The 18,002-nt window shown below is 44.0% G+C and carries 14 protein-coding genes; 9 read left to right on the top strand and 5 right to left on the bottom strand.

The genetic code is table 11. The features are described 5' to 3' along the window. Window positions 1-169: 169 nt before the first annotated feature. Together GD630_RS01215 and GD630_RS01210 are read left to right on the top strand one after the other, a co-directional pair. Complete coding sequence (locus tag GD630_RS01215; RefSeq protein ID WP_143865332.1) at window positions 170-1,393, top strand: MFS transporter; 1,224 nt, start codon at window positions 170-172, stop codon at window positions 1,391-1,393. A gap of 3 nt (window positions 1,394-1,396) precedes the next feature. Then, complete coding sequence (locus tag GD630_RS01210) at window positions 1,397-2,311, top strand: DMT family transporter (protein WP_007767632.1); 915 nt, start codon at window positions 1,397-1,399, stop codon at window positions 2,309-2,311. An 80-nt stretch (window positions 2,312-2,391) separates the two neighbouring features. Here the strand turns inward: GD630_RS01210 and GD630_RS01205 are convergent, their stop codons facing one another. The 3 genes from GD630_RS01205 to GD630_RS01195 all read right to left on the bottom strand — a co-directional run bounded on the left by GD630_RS01205 (window position 2,392) and on the right by GD630_RS01195 (window position 4,636). Further along, window positions 2,392-2,784, bottom strand: coding sequence for an HIT family protein (locus GD630_RS01205; RefSeq protein WP_007756718.1), 393 nt, complete (start codon window positions 2,782-2,784; stop codon window positions 2,392-2,394). 52 nt (window positions 2,785-2,836) lie between these two features. Further along, window positions 2,837-3,301, bottom strand: coding sequence for a transcription elongation factor GreA (greA, locus tag GD630_RS01200; RefSeq protein WP_007756719.1), 465 nt, complete (start codon window positions 3,299-3,301; stop codon window positions 2,837-2,839). A 183-nt stretch (window positions 3,302-3,484) separates the two neighbouring features. After that, on the bottom strand, window positions 3,485-4,636 hold the full coding sequence (locus GD630_RS01195; protein WP_143865330.1) for a DUF4369 domain-containing protein: 1,152 nt from the start codon (window positions 4,634-4,636) through the stop codon (window positions 3,485-3,487). A gap of 195 nt (window positions 4,637-4,831) precedes the next feature. On the opposite strand from GD630_RS01195, the gene pnp reads away from it, so the two are divergent. Beyond that, window positions 4,832-6,958: a polyribonucleotide nucleotidyltransferase gene (gene pnp / locus GD630_RS01190; protein ID WP_007767627.1), complete on the top strand. Its 2,127-nt coding sequence runs from the start codon at window positions 4,832-4,834 to the stop codon at window positions 6,956-6,958. Window positions 6,959-7,507: 549 nt separating this feature from the next. Here the strand turns inward: pnp and buk are convergent. Both buk and GD630_RS01180 read right to left on the bottom strand, forming a co-directional pair. Beyond that, on the bottom strand, window positions 7,508-8,569 hold the full coding sequence (gene buk, locus GD630_RS01185) for a butyrate kinase (RefSeq protein WP_143865328.1): 1,062 nt from the start codon (window positions 8,567-8,569) through the stop codon (window positions 7,508-7,510). A 23-nt stretch (window positions 8,570-8,592) separates the two neighbouring features. Then, on the bottom strand, window positions 8,593-9,552 hold the full coding sequence (locus tag GD630_RS01180; RefSeq protein ID WP_007756724.1) for a phosphate acyltransferase: 960 nt from the start codon (window positions 9,550-9,552) through the stop codon (window positions 8,593-8,595). Between the two features lie 187 nt (window positions 9,553-9,739). On the opposite strand from GD630_RS01180, the gene GD630_RS01175 reads away from it, so the two are divergent. The 6 genes from GD630_RS01175 to GD630_RS01150 all read left to right on the top strand — a co-directional run bounded on the left by GD630_RS01175 (window position 9,740) and on the right by GD630_RS01150 (window position 17,998). Then, window positions 9,740-10,648, top strand: coding sequence for a S66 peptidase family protein (locus GD630_RS01175; protein ID WP_143865327.1), 909 nt, complete (start codon window positions 9,740-9,742; stop codon window positions 10,646-10,648). A gap of 70 nt (window positions 10,649-10,718) precedes the next feature. Then, window positions 10,719-11,702, top strand: a complete 984-nt coding sequence (locus tag GD630_RS01170) for a M20 family metallopeptidase (RefSeq protein ID WP_143865326.1) — start codon at window positions 10,719-10,721, stop codon at window positions 11,700-11,702. Between the two features lie 10 nt (window positions 11,703-11,712). Then, window positions 11,713-12,138 carry a SufE family protein gene (locus GD630_RS01165; protein ID WP_007756730.1) on the top strand — a complete coding sequence of 142 codons (426 nt, stop codon included), beginning with the start codon at window positions 11,713-11,715 and terminating at the stop codon, window positions 12,136-12,138. A gap of 140 nt (window positions 12,139-12,278) precedes the next feature. Further along, on the top strand, window positions 12,279-15,335 hold the full coding sequence (locus GD630_RS01160; RefSeq protein WP_143865324.1) for a SusC/RagA family TonB-linked outer membrane protein: 3,057 nt from the start codon (window positions 12,279-12,281) through the stop codon (window positions 15,333-15,335). Window positions 15,336-15,347: 12 nt separating this feature from the next. Next, entirely contained in the window at window positions 15,348-16,739 is a 1,392-nt protein-coding gene (locus tag GD630_RS01155; protein ID WP_143865322.1) for a RagB/SusD family nutrient uptake outer membrane protein, read from the top strand. Window positions 16,740-16,765: 26 nt separating this feature from the next. Then, on the top strand, window positions 16,766-17,998 hold the full coding sequence (locus GD630_RS01150; protein WP_143865320.1) for a DUF4929 family protein: 1,233 nt from the start codon (window positions 16,766-16,768) through the stop codon (window positions 17,996-17,998). Window positions 17,999-18,002 lie beyond the last annotated feature (4 nt).

Raw genomic sequence — 18,002 nt, 5'->3', positions numbered from 1 at the left:
GGTTTAGGGCGATGGGGATTTTCCCCGTCGAATTTCCCACAACAACAGCAGGCAGTTTTGAAAGTTTTCGGCTTTTACATTATTTGGCGTTTATTAAGGGGGGATTCGTTTTGAACTTTATGCGATGAGTATTGTTCTCATCAAACCTAAACTTTTAACGAATTTGCGTATGAAAATACAGACGGGAAGAGGAACGATTCCTCTTATCACTTTAATAGCCATCTGGTCTGTTTCGGCACTGACTTCTCTGCCGGGGCTGGCCGTTTCGCCTATATTGGGCGATCTTACGAAGATATTTCCGGAAGCTACGGATTTGGATATCCAGATGTTGACTTCGCTTCCTTCCTTGCTCATTATTCCTTTCATTCTGCTGGGTGGTAAGTTGACGGAGAAAGTCGACTTTGTCCGTATCCTGAAAATCGGGCTTTGGCTCTTTGCGGTAAGCGGTATGTTGTATCTGGTTTCCAATAAGATGTGGCAATTGATTGTAGTAAGTGCCTTACTGGGTATCGGGGCTGGGCTGATTATTCCGTTATCTACCGGTCTGGTGTCGAGGTATTTTACCGGAACTTACCGGGTAAAACAATTCGGCCTTAGTTCAGCAATCACTAATTTTACGTTGGTGATAGCGACTGCCGTCACCGGTTATCTGGCGGAAGTCAGTTGGCATTTACCCTTTCTGGTCTATTTGCTTCCGCTGATTTCTATTCTGTTGATCGGTCGTCTGAAGAAAGACCGGCCGGAAGTTGCCGCTGCGGATAGTGCAAGTTCGAAAGAAGAACGGGCGGCGATAGATACCGGCGGAAGTAAATATGGTATTCATGTGAAGCATTTGATAGAATTGATGTTCTTCTACGGAGTGACGACTTATATCGTATTGGCGGTGATATTCAATCTGCCTTTCCTGATGGAGAAGCATCATTTCTCAAGTGGAAATTCGGGCTTGATGATTTCTCTTTTCTTTCTGGCGATTATGGCTCCGGGATTCTGTCTGGATAAGATTGCGGCTACATTGAAAGAACGTACCAAAGCATACAGCTTGCTGTTCATGGCATTGGGATTGTTGCTCATCTGGATAGCTCCGCTTGAATGGCTGATTATTCCCGGATGTCTGTTTGTGGGGTTGGGCTATGGTGTCATCCAACCCATGCTTTATGATAAGACTACGCATACCGCATTGCCGGAAAAGGCCACATTGGCACTGGCATTTGTAATGATGATGAACTATCTTGCCATCTTACTTTATCCTTTCATCGTTGATTTCTTCCAATGGATATTTCATACCAAGTCTCAGGAATTTCCTTTTATATTCAATCTGGTGATTACCGTTGTCACTTTCTGTTGGGCTTATCTGCGCCGTAATACTTTTTTGTTTAATGATCAACTGAAATAACAAATGAAGAATAAGAAACTGGAGGCCAACTTGAGTATGGCTGTCTCGAAAGTGTTTAGTGGTTTGAATGTGAATGCCTTGAAGTTCCTCCTGCCTTTGTGGATGAGTCCGCTGACAGGGGCTACTTTCCGATGTACTTTTGCTGCCGTCGCTTTTTGGGTGATCAGCTGCTTCATGCCCCCGGAGAAGACAACTGCCAAAGACAAATGGCTTCTTTTCTTATTAGGCGCTTTGGGACTCTACGGCTTTATGTTTCTCTACCTGACCGGTTTGAGTAAGACAACGCCTGTCTCCAGCTCTATTTTTACCAGCCTTCAACCTATCTGGGTATTTCTGATCATGGTATTCTTTTATAAGGAAAAGGCGACAAGAAAAAAGATAATTGGTATCTCCATCGGATTGACCGGCGCATTGGTCTGCATCCTGACCCAACAGAGTGACGACCTCGCCTCCGACGCCTTTTTAGGTAATATGCTTTGCCTTCTCAGTTCTGTCGTTTATGCTGTCTATCTCATTTTGAGTCAGCGCATACTTACCGCTATCGGTGCGATGACAATGCTTAAATACACATTTTCGGGCGCTGCCGTTTCTGCTGTCATAGTGACGCTGATTACAGGATTTGAAGCTCCGGTATTGTCCATGCCTTTCCATTGGACACCTTTCCTTGTGCTGATGTTCGTACTGATTTTCCCGACCACTTTGAGTTATATGTTACTTCCTGTCGGATTGAAATACCTGAAAACGACGGTTGTTGCCATTTATGGTTACTTGATTCTGATTGTCGCGACCGTTGCTTCTTTGATATTGGGGCAAGACCGCTTCAGTTGGACACAAATGTTTGCCATCCTCTTTATTTGCATCGGGGTTTACCTGGTGGAAGTGGCGGAAAGCAAGGAAAGCAGTACAAAACCGGCTTGAAACGATTTACTTCTGCCGTATGAAAAGAAAAGAGGGCAACCCATCGCAGGCTGCCCTCTTGCTTATGTCATCATCATGTTTTATAGAGAGGAGTTGATTGCTTGTGCTATCGACTTGAATTCTTCATCCGACAATTTCAATTTCGGATTTGAGAACAACATATCCGATTCCTTTTGGATAGGAATTAAATGAATATGAGCGTGAGGAACTTCGAGTCCGATAACTGCTTCGCCCACTTTTTGGCATGGGAAAGCTTTTTCGATGGCACGGGCTACCTTTTTTGCAAATACATGCATTGCGGCCAGGTCTTCATCGCTCAAATCGAAAATATAGTCTACTTCCTGTTTGGGCACTACCAATGTATGTCCCTTTACCAACGGATTGATATCGAGGAAAGCAAAAAACTTTTCGTTTTCCGCCACCTTGTAGCAGGGGATTTCGCCTGCGATGATTCTGCTGAATATTGTTGCCATAACTTTTTATTGATAAAATAAGGCAAGCCTCACACGGAGACTTGCCTTTTTGTTAAAATGATATGTTTACTACTTCCAATGCAATTTTGCCCTGCGGAACTGTAATTTCTGCAACTTCACCTACCTTCTTGCCAAGCAGTCCTTGTGCAATCGGAGTGTTAACGGAAATCTTGCCTTCCTTCAAGTTAGCTTCGCTTTCAGAAACAATGGTATAAGTCATTTTCATACCGTTCTTCACGTTCTTCAGTTCCACCTTATTTAAAATCTGTACGGAATCTGTTTTGAGTTTGGACTCATCAATGATTTTTGCATCTGCGATCACCGTTTTCAGTTTGTTGATGCGCATTTCCAACATACCTTGCGCTTCTTTGGCGGCATCGTATTCTGCATTTTCCGATAAGTCTCCTTTATCTCTGGCTTCGGCTATTGCCGCAGAGATCTTCGGGCGTTCCACTGTTTCCAGCTCTTTAAGTTCCGCCATTAGTTTTTTGTAACCTTCTTCTGACATATAAGCCATGATGTTTTCCTCCTTTAATTGTTTTTTATGGTCATATAAACAAAAAAGAATTCCAACATGAGTCATGTTGGAACCCTCTTTTTCATTATTTCTTTGCAAAGATAGCCTTTTAAGTGATACGTGTCAAGTTAAAAAAGCTGCTATGTAACATATTTAAATGAAATATGCTAATTTATAACAACTTTAGAGCAATGACTTGACGGCAGCTTCCAAATCTTTGATATCTTCGCCGCGAAGTTTCAGTTCGTTGTTGCGATTAATCAGGAAGATGGACGGTACTTGGCGTACATTATATACAGCTACATTCGTAGAATATACTCCGTTGCCATCGCGTACGCATACCCACGGAAGGTTGGCGGCCGATGTTTTCCAATAGTGCTCGTCCGCGTCGAGAGATACCTGGTAAATTTCCAGACCTTGCGAAGCGTATGTATTATATAGTTCGCGAAGCATCAGGTTGTGGGGAGCACCTGCTGGCGATTGGAACACGGAGAAGTCAAGTAATACGACTTTACCTTTCAAATCGGTCAGCTTACGTACATTTCCTTTTACGTCACGCAATGCGATATCTATAATTCCTGTTTCTACAATTTTGTCTTGCGGAATCTCCAAAGCTTTCGCTTGCGGCTGGCGTGTATTCTTCATACCTTTGATAACAATGTTATAAAGATTCTTGGAGCGTACGGCATTGGGGAATGTGTTGTTGAGGCTCGTCGCTACGGCTGCAAAACATTTCACGTCATCTTTATTATTCAACGGATCGAATATCAGATAATTGTTCAGCTTCTGGAACAGTGCGAAATAGGCGGCTGCCGTGTTGGGAGCTGCGAAGATATAGTTCACTTTCACGTCCTCTTTATATTTACCGAGCAATGTTGCCAGACTGTCCTCAAAGACATCGTGTCCTATCTTGTTGCCGCGCAGTGCAGCCAACAGGTCATCCACATTTTTCTGGAGACGGATTTGTTTCAGCGTCAGTTCTTTTATCTTGTTGCTGTTTTCCGAACCTTCTACGGTATAATCGGTGGAGAAGTCCACATACGGAGCTTTGATCTGAACCGTTTCGATAGAGTCTACAGAAAAGTTGATTACTTTGTCGTCTATCCGCAGACGGTAAAATTCGGGAGACTCGGGACGAGCTTGTTTAAAGCTGAATGTACCTTCACCTTTCAGTTTCACTGAATCGAGCGGAACAATACCTTCCAGACCGGAAGCTTCCAGATAAAGCATTTTGCCGTCGGCTCCTGATACATCCCCGTTCACCTGGAATTTAGGACCGGTACTACAAGCTGTAATAGTAAGTGCGGCAAGTGCTGTAAAAGTTATCTTTTTCATATAGCGTGTGTTATTTACGAGTTGCAAATATACTTCTTTTCGAGATTAGTCAAAGCATTTTGTTGTGTTCTTCTCCTAATTTTGAAAAAAAAACGGTTTGCAACTAACTTTTTACCTCATTTCCACCTGATTACCACGATAAATGTATATCTTTGCAGGAATTTTGAAAGAAAAAGTATAGATAAAACAATTTTTATGATTAACCCAATTGTTAAGACGATCGAGTTGGCGGATGGAAGAACCATTACACTCGAAACGGGAAAGTTGGCAAAACAGGCAGACGGTTCTGTAATGCTACGCATGGGCAACACCATGTTATTAGCTACTGTTTGTGCCGCTAAAGATGCAGTTCCCGGAACAGATTTCATGCCTTTACAGGTAGAGTACAAAGAAAAATTTGCGGCATTCGGCCGTTTCCCGGGTGGTTTCACCAAGCGAGAAGGTAGAGCTTCTGACTATGAGATTTTGACATGCCGTCTCGTTGACCGTGCTCTCCGTCCTTTATTCCCTGATAATTATCATGCAGAGGTATATGTGAACATCATCCTCTTCTCGGCTGATGGTGTAGATATGCCGGATGCGTTGGCAGGACTTGCAGCTTCTGCAGCACTTGCCGTTTCCGATATTCCGTTCAACGGACCTATCTCTGAAGTACGTGTAGCACGTATCGACGGTCAGTTCGTTATCAACCCGACTTTTGAACAACTCGAAAAAGCAGATATGGACCTTATGGTTGCCGCTACTTATGAGAACATCATGATGGTGGAAGGCGAAATGCAGGAAGTGTCTGAGGCTGAATTGCTGGAAGCCATGAAAGTGGCTCACGAAGCCATCAAGATTCATTGCAAGGCTCAGATGGAGTTGACAGAAGCGGTAGGTAAGACGGTAAAACGTGAATATTGCCACGAAGTGAACGACGAAGAATTGCGTAAGGCAGTTCGTGAGGCTTGTTATGACAAGGCTTACGCCGTAGCAGCTTCAGGAAATAACAATAAGCACGAGCGTTTTGACGCTTTCGAAGCTATCCGTGAAGAGTTCAAGGCTCAGTTCTCTGAAGAAGAGTTGGAAGAAAAAGGACCTCTGATCGACCGTTACTATCATGATGTGGAAAAAGAAGCAATGCGCCGTTCCATCCTTGACGAAGGCAAGCGTTTGGATGGCCGTAAGACTACTGAAATCCGCCCGATCTGGTGTGAGGTTGGTCCGTTGCCCGGTCCTCACGGATCCGCTATCTTTACTCGTGGCGAGACCCAGTCATTGACTTCTGTTACGCTGGGTACTAAGATGGACGAAAAGATTATCGACGATGTTCTGGAACACGGAAAAGAACGTTTCCTGTTGCATTATAACTTCCCTCCTTTCTCTACAGGTGAAGCAAAAGCACAGCGTGGTGTAGGCCGTCGCGAGATTGGTCACGGTCACCTGGCTTGGCGCGCTTTGAAAGGACAGATTCCTGCTGACTATCCGTACGTAGTACGTGTAGTTTCCGATATCCTCGAATCTAACGGCTCTTCTTCTATGGCAACCGTATGTGCCGGTACATTGGCATTGATGGATGCAGGTGTGAAGATCAAGAAACCGGTATCAGGTATCGCTATGGGACTGATTAAGAATCCGGGTGAAGAAAAATATGCCGTATTGTCCGATATACTCGGTGACGAGGATCATCTCGGGGATATGGACTTCAAAGTGACCGGAACAAAGGATGGTATCACTGCTACTCAGATGGATATCAAGGTAGACGGTCTGTCATACGAAATTCTGGAACGTGCTTTGAATCAGGCAAAAGAAGGCCGTATGCACATCCTGAACAAGATCACCGAAACAATTGCCGAGCCGCGTGCTGAACTGAAAGAACACGCTCCGCGTATCGAGACAATGACGATTCCTAAAGAATTTATCGGTGCAGTGATCGGCCCTGGCGGTAAGATTATTCAAGGTATGCAGGAAGAGACAGGTGCTGTGATTACTATCGAGGAAATTGATGGTATGGGACGTATCGAGGTTTCAGGAACAAATAAGAAATGTATTGATGATGCAATGCGCATGATCAAAGCGATCGTTGCTGTTCCCGAAGTAGGCGAAGTGTATAAAGGTAAAGTTCGTTCTATCATGCCTTATGGTGCGTTTATCGAATTCTTGCCGGGCAAAGACGGTTTGCTGCACATCTCCGAAATTGATTGGAAACGTCTTGAGACTGTAGAAGAAGCCGGAATTAAGGAAGGTGATGAGATTGACGTGAAGTTGATCGATATCGATCCGAAAACCGGTAAATTCAAACTTTCTAGAAAAGTTTTGTTGCCAAGACCGGAAAAGAAGTAAAGAGCGAATAGCTTTATAATAGTAAGGATAGTCCGAAAACTTAGTTTTCGGGCTATTTTTTTTATACGATGAATAGGGAATAAGGAGAGAGAATCGGGCTAAAAAAGAGAATCGGAAAGTACCCCCATACTTCCCGATTCGAAACAGTCAAAAATCGACCTTAATCAATTTATTAACTTAACACGTTGCAAATATATGAGATTTTTTTCTTAGAAAGGACTTTTTACGCAAAAAAGTTTAGACTGCGAGGATAATATGCTTTTCCGTTTGTTGTTGCTTGGGATGTTTATCGGCTGTTACAAGGGAGTGATTTTACTTGGTTTTTAATGTCGCTTTTCTTGTTTTTCTTATATTAATTTCGTATCTTAAGAAATTTTGTTTTTGCCTGTTTGGGTGGTCACTTTGCAAAGTGATATTTGTCATTCTATAAAGTGCCATTTGTCTTCTTATAAGGGGACATTGGTCACCTTGTAAGGTGACGACTACCCGCGTGCATAAAAAGGTACTGTTTTGTGTGCGTCAATTCCTTATTCTCTGCGTGGAGCAACCTTACTTATATACTTGTATCGGCAATTCTCCCCGTAATGCACCGAGCGCGTTGAGGGCTAATGCTTCCAATTCATCTTCTCCGGGATACACATATACGGGAGCAATGAATGATATGCGTTCTTTCAATCGGCTGATTACATAATCGGAATGCGCGATACCGCCTGTCAGTAGAATGGCATCCGCCTTTCCGTAGAGCACGGTAGCGGCAGCCCCTATCTCTTTGGCGATATTGTAAATCATGGCATCCAATATCAGTTTGGTATGATGGTCGCCTGCTTCAATGGAACGTATGACGGTGGGGATGTCGGTTGTTCCCAGATGGGCAGCCAGTCCGGCACGTCCGGAAATACGTTTTTTAAGTTCGTCGTTCGTGAACCGGCCGCTGTGGCACAAGTCAATCAACTGCCCGGCAGGCAGTGTGCCGGCACGTTCGGGGGAGAAAGGACCGGAGCCGTCCAATGCATTGTTGGCGTCTATCGCTCTTCCGTGCCGATGGACGGCTACGGAAATCCCTCCACCTAAATGGCAGACAATCAGATCTAAATCTTCATACTTTGTGCGCTGTTCCTTGGCGAAGCGTCGGGCGATAGCCCGTTGGTTCAATGCGTGCCAGATAGTGATTTTCGGCATGAGTGGAGAGCCTGTGATACGGGCAACGTCTTCCAGCTCGTCAACAACTCCCGGATCCGCGATGAAAGCCCGGCAACCGGGAAGCAAGAGGCTGAGTTCGGAAGCTATGAGACAACCTAAGTTACAAGCGTGATTGCGCATGGCATGGATGATATCGTCCAACATGACATCGTTTACCTCATACACTCCACCGGGAATTGGTTTCAACAGCCCTCCCCGTCCGATGATCGCATCAAAGTCGAAAGGTATCTTTTCGGACTCCAGCGCTTTCAGTACCAGGTTCTTGCGGAATTCAAACTGATCGATAATACGTGGGAATGCGGCTAACTCTTCTGTCGTATGTTTTATGTTGCGGATTAGCAATGGCATTTCATTCTCATAAACAGCTATTTTGGTGGACGTGGAGCCGGGGTTGATAACTAGAATCTTCATGGATCGTGAGGCTTAAGTGTGATTTAGATGGATGAACTTGCAACTTGAGTGCCCTGCTTCCTGCATTCACAGTCTCCCGACACTTGCAGGCATGCCATAGCGATACTGTAATATTTGGACAATCCGGAGTCACTGCGCGAAGGAAGAACCACCGGGCAGATAGGCCCTTGCAACAATCCCGCCATTTCTGCTTTGGCGAAGAGGGAAACGGACTTGTAAAAAGCATTCCCCGATTCGATATTCGGGAAAATCAGTACATCTGCCTGTCCGTTGATGGGGGAGACGATTCCTTTGATATCCCCGCTTGCCTGTTCGCAGGAAGTACGCACGTCCAACGGTCCGTCAATAATTACATTGCCGAACTCGCCGGCTTCGGCAAGCTCTACGATATTCACATAATCCAATGAATGAGGGAATTTGGCACTGACCTTTTCGGTGCAGTGTATTAATGAGATGCGCGGTTGTTCGATTCCGAAATGGCGGCAGGTGCAGATGGCATACCAGATCATTTCAATGCGTTGCTGCAATGTAGGACGCGGAATGACGGCTGCATCCGAGAAGAAAAGCAACTTATCGTACGTCGGTATCTCCATGACGGCAAGATGAGTCAGGATTTTTCCTTTAGGGAGCAAGCCTTTTTCCTTGTCGAGGATGGCGTGCAACAGATTGTCCGTATTGATAATCCCTTTCATCAGGATATCGGCTCCCCCTTCGCGGACGATACGCACCGCTTCACGCGCCGCTTCGTCGGGGTCCTCTATATGAAGGGTTTTCACATATTCGGGATATTGCTTGAGTGTGGGATATTTCTCCAGAATGGCTGAATCTCCGATCATGAGAAACTCCGCAATGCCCTCTTCCAAAGCGCGGGAAATGGCGTATTCCGTGTTGGGGTCGTTGGCACAGACTACGGCGATACGTTTTCTGCGGTTCAGTACTTTAAGATGGGCTGTCAGTTGAGCGAAATTTCGAATAGGTTCCATAACGTTAGATTTTTAGCAAATATCTGAAAAATCATTGAAAAAATAACGATTCCAAACCGAAAAGTTGCGCTTGTGATGTAACATTTTGCTATATTTTGTTTGTTTTGTCGGGTAGATGCGCTTAGAATCGTTTTTTCGTGTATTTTTGCATGAGTAAATCTACCGAATCATAAATAGATTATTAAGTATGGATATTCAATTTCCTCCCTTTTTGCAGAAAGGCGATAAAGTGGTCATCGTATCACCTTCCAGTAAGATAGACAAGTTGTTCTTGAAAGGTGCGAAGAAACGGCTGGAGTCATGGGGCTTGAAGGTCGCTATGGGAAAGCATGCCGGTGGCTCTTCCGGTCGGTTTGCCGGAACAGTCAAACAACGCTTGGATGATTTGCAGGATGCAATGGACGATCCGAAAGTAAAAGCCATCCTTTGCAGTCGGGGCGGGTATGGAGCGGTTCATCTGATTGACAAACTTGATTTTACCGCTTTCCGCGAACATCCGAAATGGCTGCTTGGTTTCAGTGATATTACCGCTCTGCATAACCTGTTCCAGAAAAACGGTTATGCTTCGTTACATTCATTGATGGCGCGCCATCTTACGGTGGAGCCGGAGGATGATCCGTGTTCGCTTTATTTGAAGGATATATTGTCGGGCAATCTTCCTGTTTATACTTGTGAGAAGCATAAGTTGAACAGGCAGGGCAGTGCGGAAGGAATTTTGCGGGGCGGAAATATGGCGGTAGCTTATGGCTTGCGCGGTACTCCATACGATATTCCGGCAGCGGGAACAGTGCTTTTTATAGAAGATGTGAGCGAACGTCCTCATGCCATTGAGCGTATGATGTATAACTTGAAATTGGGTGGTGTGCTCGAAAAATTGTCCGGGCTCATCGTCGGACAGTTTACCGAATATGAAGAAGACCGTTCGCTGGGCAAGGAACTGTATGCGGCTTTGGCGGATTTGGTGAAAGAGTATGATTATCCCGTTTGTTTTAATTTTCCGGTGGGACATGTCGCGCACAATCTGCCACTTATCAATGGAGCCAGAGTGGGGTTCACCGTTGGAAAGAAAAATGTGGAATTAAAGTTTATATGTTAATAATCTATTCCATCCGGGTGATACTCTGATGAAAATAACTAATTTTGAGACCTTAATAGATAAGAGGATAATGAAAAAGAAACCTATGATGTTATTGACGACTGCTTTTCTGCTACTGTCTGCATTTTCGTGCGGAGGAGGCAACAAGGCGAATATAACTAATGAACAAAGCGAAAAGATAGTGGTGAATGTACCTCAGTTTGATGCGGACAGTGCTTATTTGTACGTAAAGAATCAAGTGGACTTCGGACCTCGTGTCCCCAACACAAAGGGACATATAGCTTGTGGAAACTATCTGGCGCATCAATTGAAAGAGTTTGGCGCACAGGTGACCGATCAGTATGCCGACTTGATAGCTTATGACGGTACTTTGCTGAAGGCTAGAAACATCATTGGCTCCTATAAACCGGAAAGTAAGAAAAGAATCGCTTTGTTCGCACATTGGGACACACGCCCATGGGCCGACAATGATCCTGACAAAAAGAATCATAAAACACCTATTCTCGGTGCTAATGACGGAGCAAGCGGGGTGGGGGCTTTGCTGGAGATTTCCCGTCTGGTTCATCAACAGCAACCGGAGCTTGGAATCGACATCATCTTTCTTGATGCGGAAGATTATGGAGCGCACGATCAGGATAACGAAGAGTCGTGGTGTCTGGGAGCACAGTATTGGGCGCGCAATCCTCATGTTCAAGGATACAATGCCCGTTTCGGAATTCTGCTTGATATGGTAGGAGGTAAGAATACGGTCTTTCTGAAAGAATCTTATTCCGAGAAGTTTGCGCCGGACGTTAATAAGAAGGTCTGGAAGGCTGCCCGGAAGCTGGGATACGGCAATCTGTTTATCAATGAAGATGGAGGAGGGGTGACGGACGATCATTTGTTCATTAACCGGTTGGCGCGTATCAAGACGATTGATATCATTGCTTCTGATCCGGAAGGTGGATTTACCCCTACCTGGCATACCCTCACGGATAATATGGATCACATTGATAAGAATACATTGAAAGCAGTCGGTCAGACTGTATTGGAGGTAATCTATAACGAGAAATAAAATAAATAGTATGTCAATTAATGAATTACAAGACGAAGTAATTGCAGAGTTCAGTGACTTCGATGATTGGATGGACCGCTACCAGCTACTTATTGACTTGGGAAATGAGCAGGAACCGCTGGATGAAAAATATAAAACAGAACAGAATCTGATTGAAGGTTGTCAGAGCCGGGTATGGCTTCAGGCGGACGATGTAGACGGTAAGATTGTATTTAAGGCGGAAAGTGACGCTTTGATTGTAAAAGGAATTATAGCTTTGCTGATCAAGGTATTGTCGGATCATACTCCTGATGAAATCTTGAATGCCGATCTTTATTTTATAGATAAAATCGGGTTGAAGGAACATTTGTCACCTACCCGTAGCAACGGTTTGCTGTCGATGGTAAAACAAATACGGATGTATGCGTTGGCATTCAAAGCAAAAGAGGGGAAGTAGTTAAAAGTAAAACAGATGGGCAGTTCCGCTCTACCTATTAATAGGTATAATCCTTAAAATAGTTTAATTATTGTAGGTATTATTTGTCTTTATTAGCTTTTCTTTGTTTTTTTACGCCATATAGTTAAAAGACAAAATGTATGAACTACTATTTAAAGAGACGGATACTGTTTTTAGCTTTTCTCTCATTTTGTGTCATTTTGCAAGCGCAAAGAGAAGAAAAACGAATTTCTGGTCATGTGCGCGATGCGCAGGATCTTCCGTTAGCGGGAGTTAATATTAAGGTAAAAAATACGCCTTATGGAGCTATCTCCAATGAAAAGGGGGAGTATGTGTTGAAGGGACAGTGGGAGTCCGGTGTGAGTATTGAGTTTTCCTTTATCGGTATGAAGCGGAAAATAGTTACCTATAAAGGACAAACACGGCTGGATGTGACTTTGCTTGATGATGTGAATAATATGGATGAGGTTGTTGTCACAGCCAAAGCTAATATTAATGAGATTGATATTCGTGCCCGCTCCGGAGTGGTGCAAGAGGTGGATATGCGACGCATCAATAGTAAGCCGATGATCGATATGGGGCTGGCGCTGCAAGGTTCTGTTCCCGGATTGATTATCCAGAATACCGGGGAATTGGGGTCGACTCCTGAAATCCGTATTCGTGGAAACTCTTCTTTACGTAAAGGGAATACGACGAATGAACCGTTGTATATCATGGACGGTAAGGTCATCAGTCCGGAAACTTTCTACAATCTAAACCCGATGGACATCAAGGAAATAAAGGTGCTGAAGGATGCGGCTGCCTGTGCCTTGTATGGAATCAAGGCTGCCAACGGAGTATTGGAAATCACTTCTCAGCGAGGTGTCAGCGGGCAGACAATGGTTACTTATACGTTGGACATGGGAGTCACGACGCGTGGTCGTCGCGGCGTGTCTATGATGGACTCAGCGGAGAAACTGGAGCTGGAACGGTTGCTGCAGAATCCGGAGACTCCGGGATATCGTTACAGTGCTGATTACTACAATAAATACTATGCGGGCGATCCTAACCTGTCGCAATTGATTGCGTCGGGGGAACAGAAGTTGAACGAATTGAGGAATATCAATACAGATTGGTTCAAAGAGTTGATTCGCAACAATCTGTATCAGAAACATAATGTAAGCATTCGGGGCGGAAGCGAACAGACTACCTATTATATATCCGCCAATTATACCAAGCAAGGAGGACGTTTGCCGGGTAACGACAAGCAGCGTATGAGTTTGCGTATGAATCTGGATCAGAAATTGGGACATATCGGTTACGCTCTGCTGAGTGTGAACGGTGGATATGCGAAGACGAATACTCCGAACGGATCTACTTCCGATCCGACTCAGTTGGTTTATGAGTTGAATCCTTATGAAACGAAAGACGGTGGCGAACTGATTTCTTATCCGGGACGTACTTATAAGGACTTGATGAATCAGTTCAGCCAGGAGAGTGCGGCGAAAACTGCCGGAATCAGTGGTAGCCTGACCTTGAATCCCTTGCCCGGACTGGATATTGCCGCAGTGGCGGGATTGGACTTTCTGTTGGATGAAACGGAACAGTTTACCCCTTCTACTTCTTATTCGGAAATGACAAGTGGTATTCCGGAACTTAAACGGGGTATTTTCGCAAAATCAAAGAATACGACCACGAACATCTCTACTAACATTCGTGCGACTTATAATCATGTATTTGCCGGTAGGCATGACCTTACGTTGGGAGCTAATATGGACTACTACCTCACTCAGTTGGATAATGTGTCCATAACCGGTTATGGCGTGGGAACGATTAATTCGGCTGCTGCCATCAATCACTCCATTCAGGGAACCCGTCAGGCGGAAGTCGGCGCTCTGAAAGATAAAAACGCGCAGTTGGGATTGGGAGCTGTATTAGGTTATACCTTTGATAATATTTACGATTTCTATGCGACTTATAAAGCGGACGCGTCTTCTATCCTGCCTTCGGACAAGCGTTGGAATAGCGCTTGGGCAGTCGGTATCGGCTGGACTCCCAGCTATTACTCTTTCCTGGCAGACAATACTGTCCTGACCCGCTTGAATCTGAAAGCGTCTTACGGATATACAGCCAATCTGAACGGTGTTTCCGTTTCCTCTACGGTAGCTACTTTCGCCTATTCCAATAATGCGTATGAGGATCAGCGTGTTCTGGAGTTGATGGGACTTTATAATAAGGACTTGAAACCGGAACAGACGAAATCCATTGATGCGGGAGTCAGTATCGAGCTATTCAATCGGGTGACTTTGGAGACAAGCTGGTACAATCGCCGCACGGAACAAGCGTTGCTTGATGTGCCTATTCCTTCTTCCACCGGTTATACCACATTGAAGCGCAATATCGGTATATTGGAAAACCGGGGAATTGAATTCGGACTGAAAGCGAAAGTCCTGGATACAAGAGATTGGATTTTGAATTTGAGATGGAATATGGCGTACAATCGTAACAAGGTAATTGACTTGTATTATGCAGACAAGATATATGCGTCTGAGGAGGCATTGATTCCGGATTATGAAGTGGGCAAGTCATACGATATGCTCTATGGTCCTCAGTCTTTAGGCATTAATCCTTTGACCGGTTATCCGGTATTCCTGGTGAAAGATAATAAGGAGAAGCAGGCGAGTGAAACATTGACAGTGGATGATGTGGTAGCTTTGGGGCATTCCACACCACCGTATACCGGAAGCTTCGGCCTGTCTCTTTCTTACAAAGCCTTCGACTTGGATGTGGATTTCTATTATGTACACGGCGGCATTCATCAATTCAACTATTCGTATGTGCGTGATAAGGATAATGTGAACCGGAACGCTGTGGCAGGACAGACGGAAAGAATGTGGTTCAAAGCCGGTGATGAAGGGAAAGTATATCCTACTCCTTTTTATACTTCAGCTACTGCGGAAGAGAACCTTACTTTGTATCCCAACTCCTTGACTGTGGGAAAGAGTGATTACCTGAAACTCTCTATGGTTTCTCTGCGATATCGTGTAGACCAACGTTTCTTGCGGAAAACGATACCGTTCGTGAAGTATGCTACTTTTGCTTTTCAAGGTTCCAATCTGTTTACCTGGACTTCATACAAAGAGTCCGACCCGGAAAGCGGTACACTTGCAGGAAGTATGCAGCCTATTTATACATTCAATATGAATCTGACTTTTTAAAGGATAACGATTATGATAAAGAAACTCATTTATATATGTGCCGTCATGGTGGGGAGTCTGTCGGGATTGTCTTCTTGTTCATTGGACATTCCCCCTTCCGATCAGTATTCGGATCCGGATGCTATTGTGGATATTTCAACGGCACGCTCTCTTTTGTCCTCTGTTTATAGTTTGTACCCACATTACGAATATGAACTTTCTATTTTGGGCGATGATTTTTGCCCGACTTCCATTGTGGGAAAAGATATGAGCCTGAAGAACCTTTATGCTTGGCAGGACAATTCTATAACGACTCTTGCCGAAAGTTTGTGGGGAGAGTATTATAATACGATCGCCTCCTGCAACGCTTTATTGGAACGCGTGGATAATATAACGCTGGAGAATGCTTCGGAGGAGAAGGATAAAGCGGCTATCATTAGTGAGGCGAAAGCATTAAAGGCGCTTTGCTATTTCAATCTGTTGAGACTGTTTGCTCCTGCCTATGACAAGAATCCGCAAGCGGACGGGATTGTATTGAAGGATGAACTGGGACTTGCTTTTCCGAAACGTTCTTCCATCGAAACCTGTACGACTACTATCCGTACATTACTGACGGAAGCTGCTGCGGTTGAGAATAATCCGGATAAGAACGGCTGGCTGTCTCAGACTGCGGTTTATTATCTGTTGGCTGAGTTGGAACTGTATGCCGGACAGTATGGGCAAGCCGCAACTTATGCGGAGAAGGTGCTGGAAAAAGCGACGGATGATATGTTCACGGAGAATGGTTACGGAAGACTTTGGGAAACGGCTTCCTGCAAAGAGCGTATATTCGCTTTTTATACATCGAAGAGTTTTTATGCAGGTATTCAGTTTGATGCGACGAACGGTGATTACTTTGCATTGAATCCCGCTATCACTTATGGAGACGATGATATACGTCAAACTTATAATGTATATCCTTTCGAGATGGATGGAGAGTCCCGAAATCTGATGGGGAAATATAATAAATGGAATAAGGAATCCAAAAGTATACAGTATATCAACGTGATGCGCTATGCCGGTGCTTACTTTATTGCTGCTGAGGCTTATAGTCGGCAGACCGGGCAAGAAGGCAAGGCGATTGAAAAGATGAATGAATATCTGGAGGCTTGCCAAGCTACTCCTATGGAGGATGATTTGACGGGAACCGATCTGATAGAGGCTATTCATAAAGAAAAACAAAAGGAATTTGCCGGTGAGGGCGTGCTTTACTTCGATTTGAAGCGTTCGCACTCGGGAGGTTTGTCCCGATTGTCGCAGTGGGGAGATAGAGAAGATACCAAAATAAAGGTGGATGATTATCGCTGGTGTTTTCCCATTCCTCGTTCGGAATATAAATATAATGAGAATATAACTCAGAATGAAGGATGGCCTTTGAATAGGTAAAATTGATTCAATAAAAAAGGAAGATTATGAGATATAACTATTATTATCTGTGTTTACACGTCCTTTTCTTGTTGGGATTAGTGACAAGTTGTAGTAACGATATTGATTATACTTACAAAGGAAGTAATTATATACAGATTAGTACGGCGGATGACCCTGCCATAGCGGAAAATGATGATCGTCCTGTTACCGTAGATGTGCTTTTGGCTACTGCTGTAGAAACAGACGCTACAATTCATTTTGAATTGTCGGGCAATGAGGATGGAGTTTTGAATATGGAGAACGATGGGAATGTGCTGATTAAGGCTGGCGAAAAAAAAGCGAGCTTTAAGGTAGCTTCCAATCATAAAGGATTAATAAAAGCTCAACGGTCAATGACTTTGAAGGTAAAGGGTTATACTGATCCTCGTATGCAAGCCTGGAGAGATTTAAAACTGATTGTGAAGCCAAGTGTGGAATCACCTACTTTGACTGAAGAGCAACTTGAACTTATTAAAGGGTATAAAGAAAAATATGGTTTAGACTTGAATCAGTTTATTGGAGTGCTGAAATGTAATGTGGAAATACGTTATCCGGAAGGCGATATTGGAACATTCTATGATGAAGAAACCCGTTCTTTTGAAGGTAAGAGTGTGATTACGTTAAGTGATAATGCTACTGCTGAACGACCGATATTGAAGATGATTGATAATCCGATGGGGCTGACCTCATTCTTATGGGAGATATTACAAAAAGAAACGATAGAGGAGGAAAGTTGGGCTGCTAATGAATGGAATCAATGTATGTTGACTGCTATTGGGTTTGATCGTGATAAAGAAGAGTTTGAGGTGACACTTGATAATTTGGAATTATTATTGGAAGAACGCTCTATTTCATTTTTGGGAACAGTGTTGGATAATTATGATGAACCAATAATTTCAGTTCCTTTTAAGTATTCTTTTACAGCATGGAACCGTTGGAAACAAAAAGCTGATAATGGTGAGAAAGTAGCTGTTCCGGATGGAGATGGGGATGGTGGAAACCCAATATATACAGAGTACAATGTATCTGATTTAATTGAAATGGGTACTACATTAGAACCTCGTATTTACTTGGTTACATCAACTGTTGATGAGGATATCTTTGAAAATGAACCTTCCGACTTTATTGAATCGAAGGGCTCTTTTAACGGGGATACATTTACTTTCCAATTCCCATGGGATCATTATAATTCAGGTGGTTATACCCAAATTTATGTAACTTATACCTTAAATAAATAACAGA

Origin of the sequence: Bacteroides zhangwenhongii, assembly GCF_009193325.2 — a bacterium.
Classification (GTDB): domain Bacteria; phylum Bacteroidota; class Bacteroidia; order Bacteroidales; family Bacteroidaceae; genus Bacteroides; species Bacteroides zhangwenhongii.
This window is presented reverse-complemented; position numbering and strand designations above follow the sequence as displayed.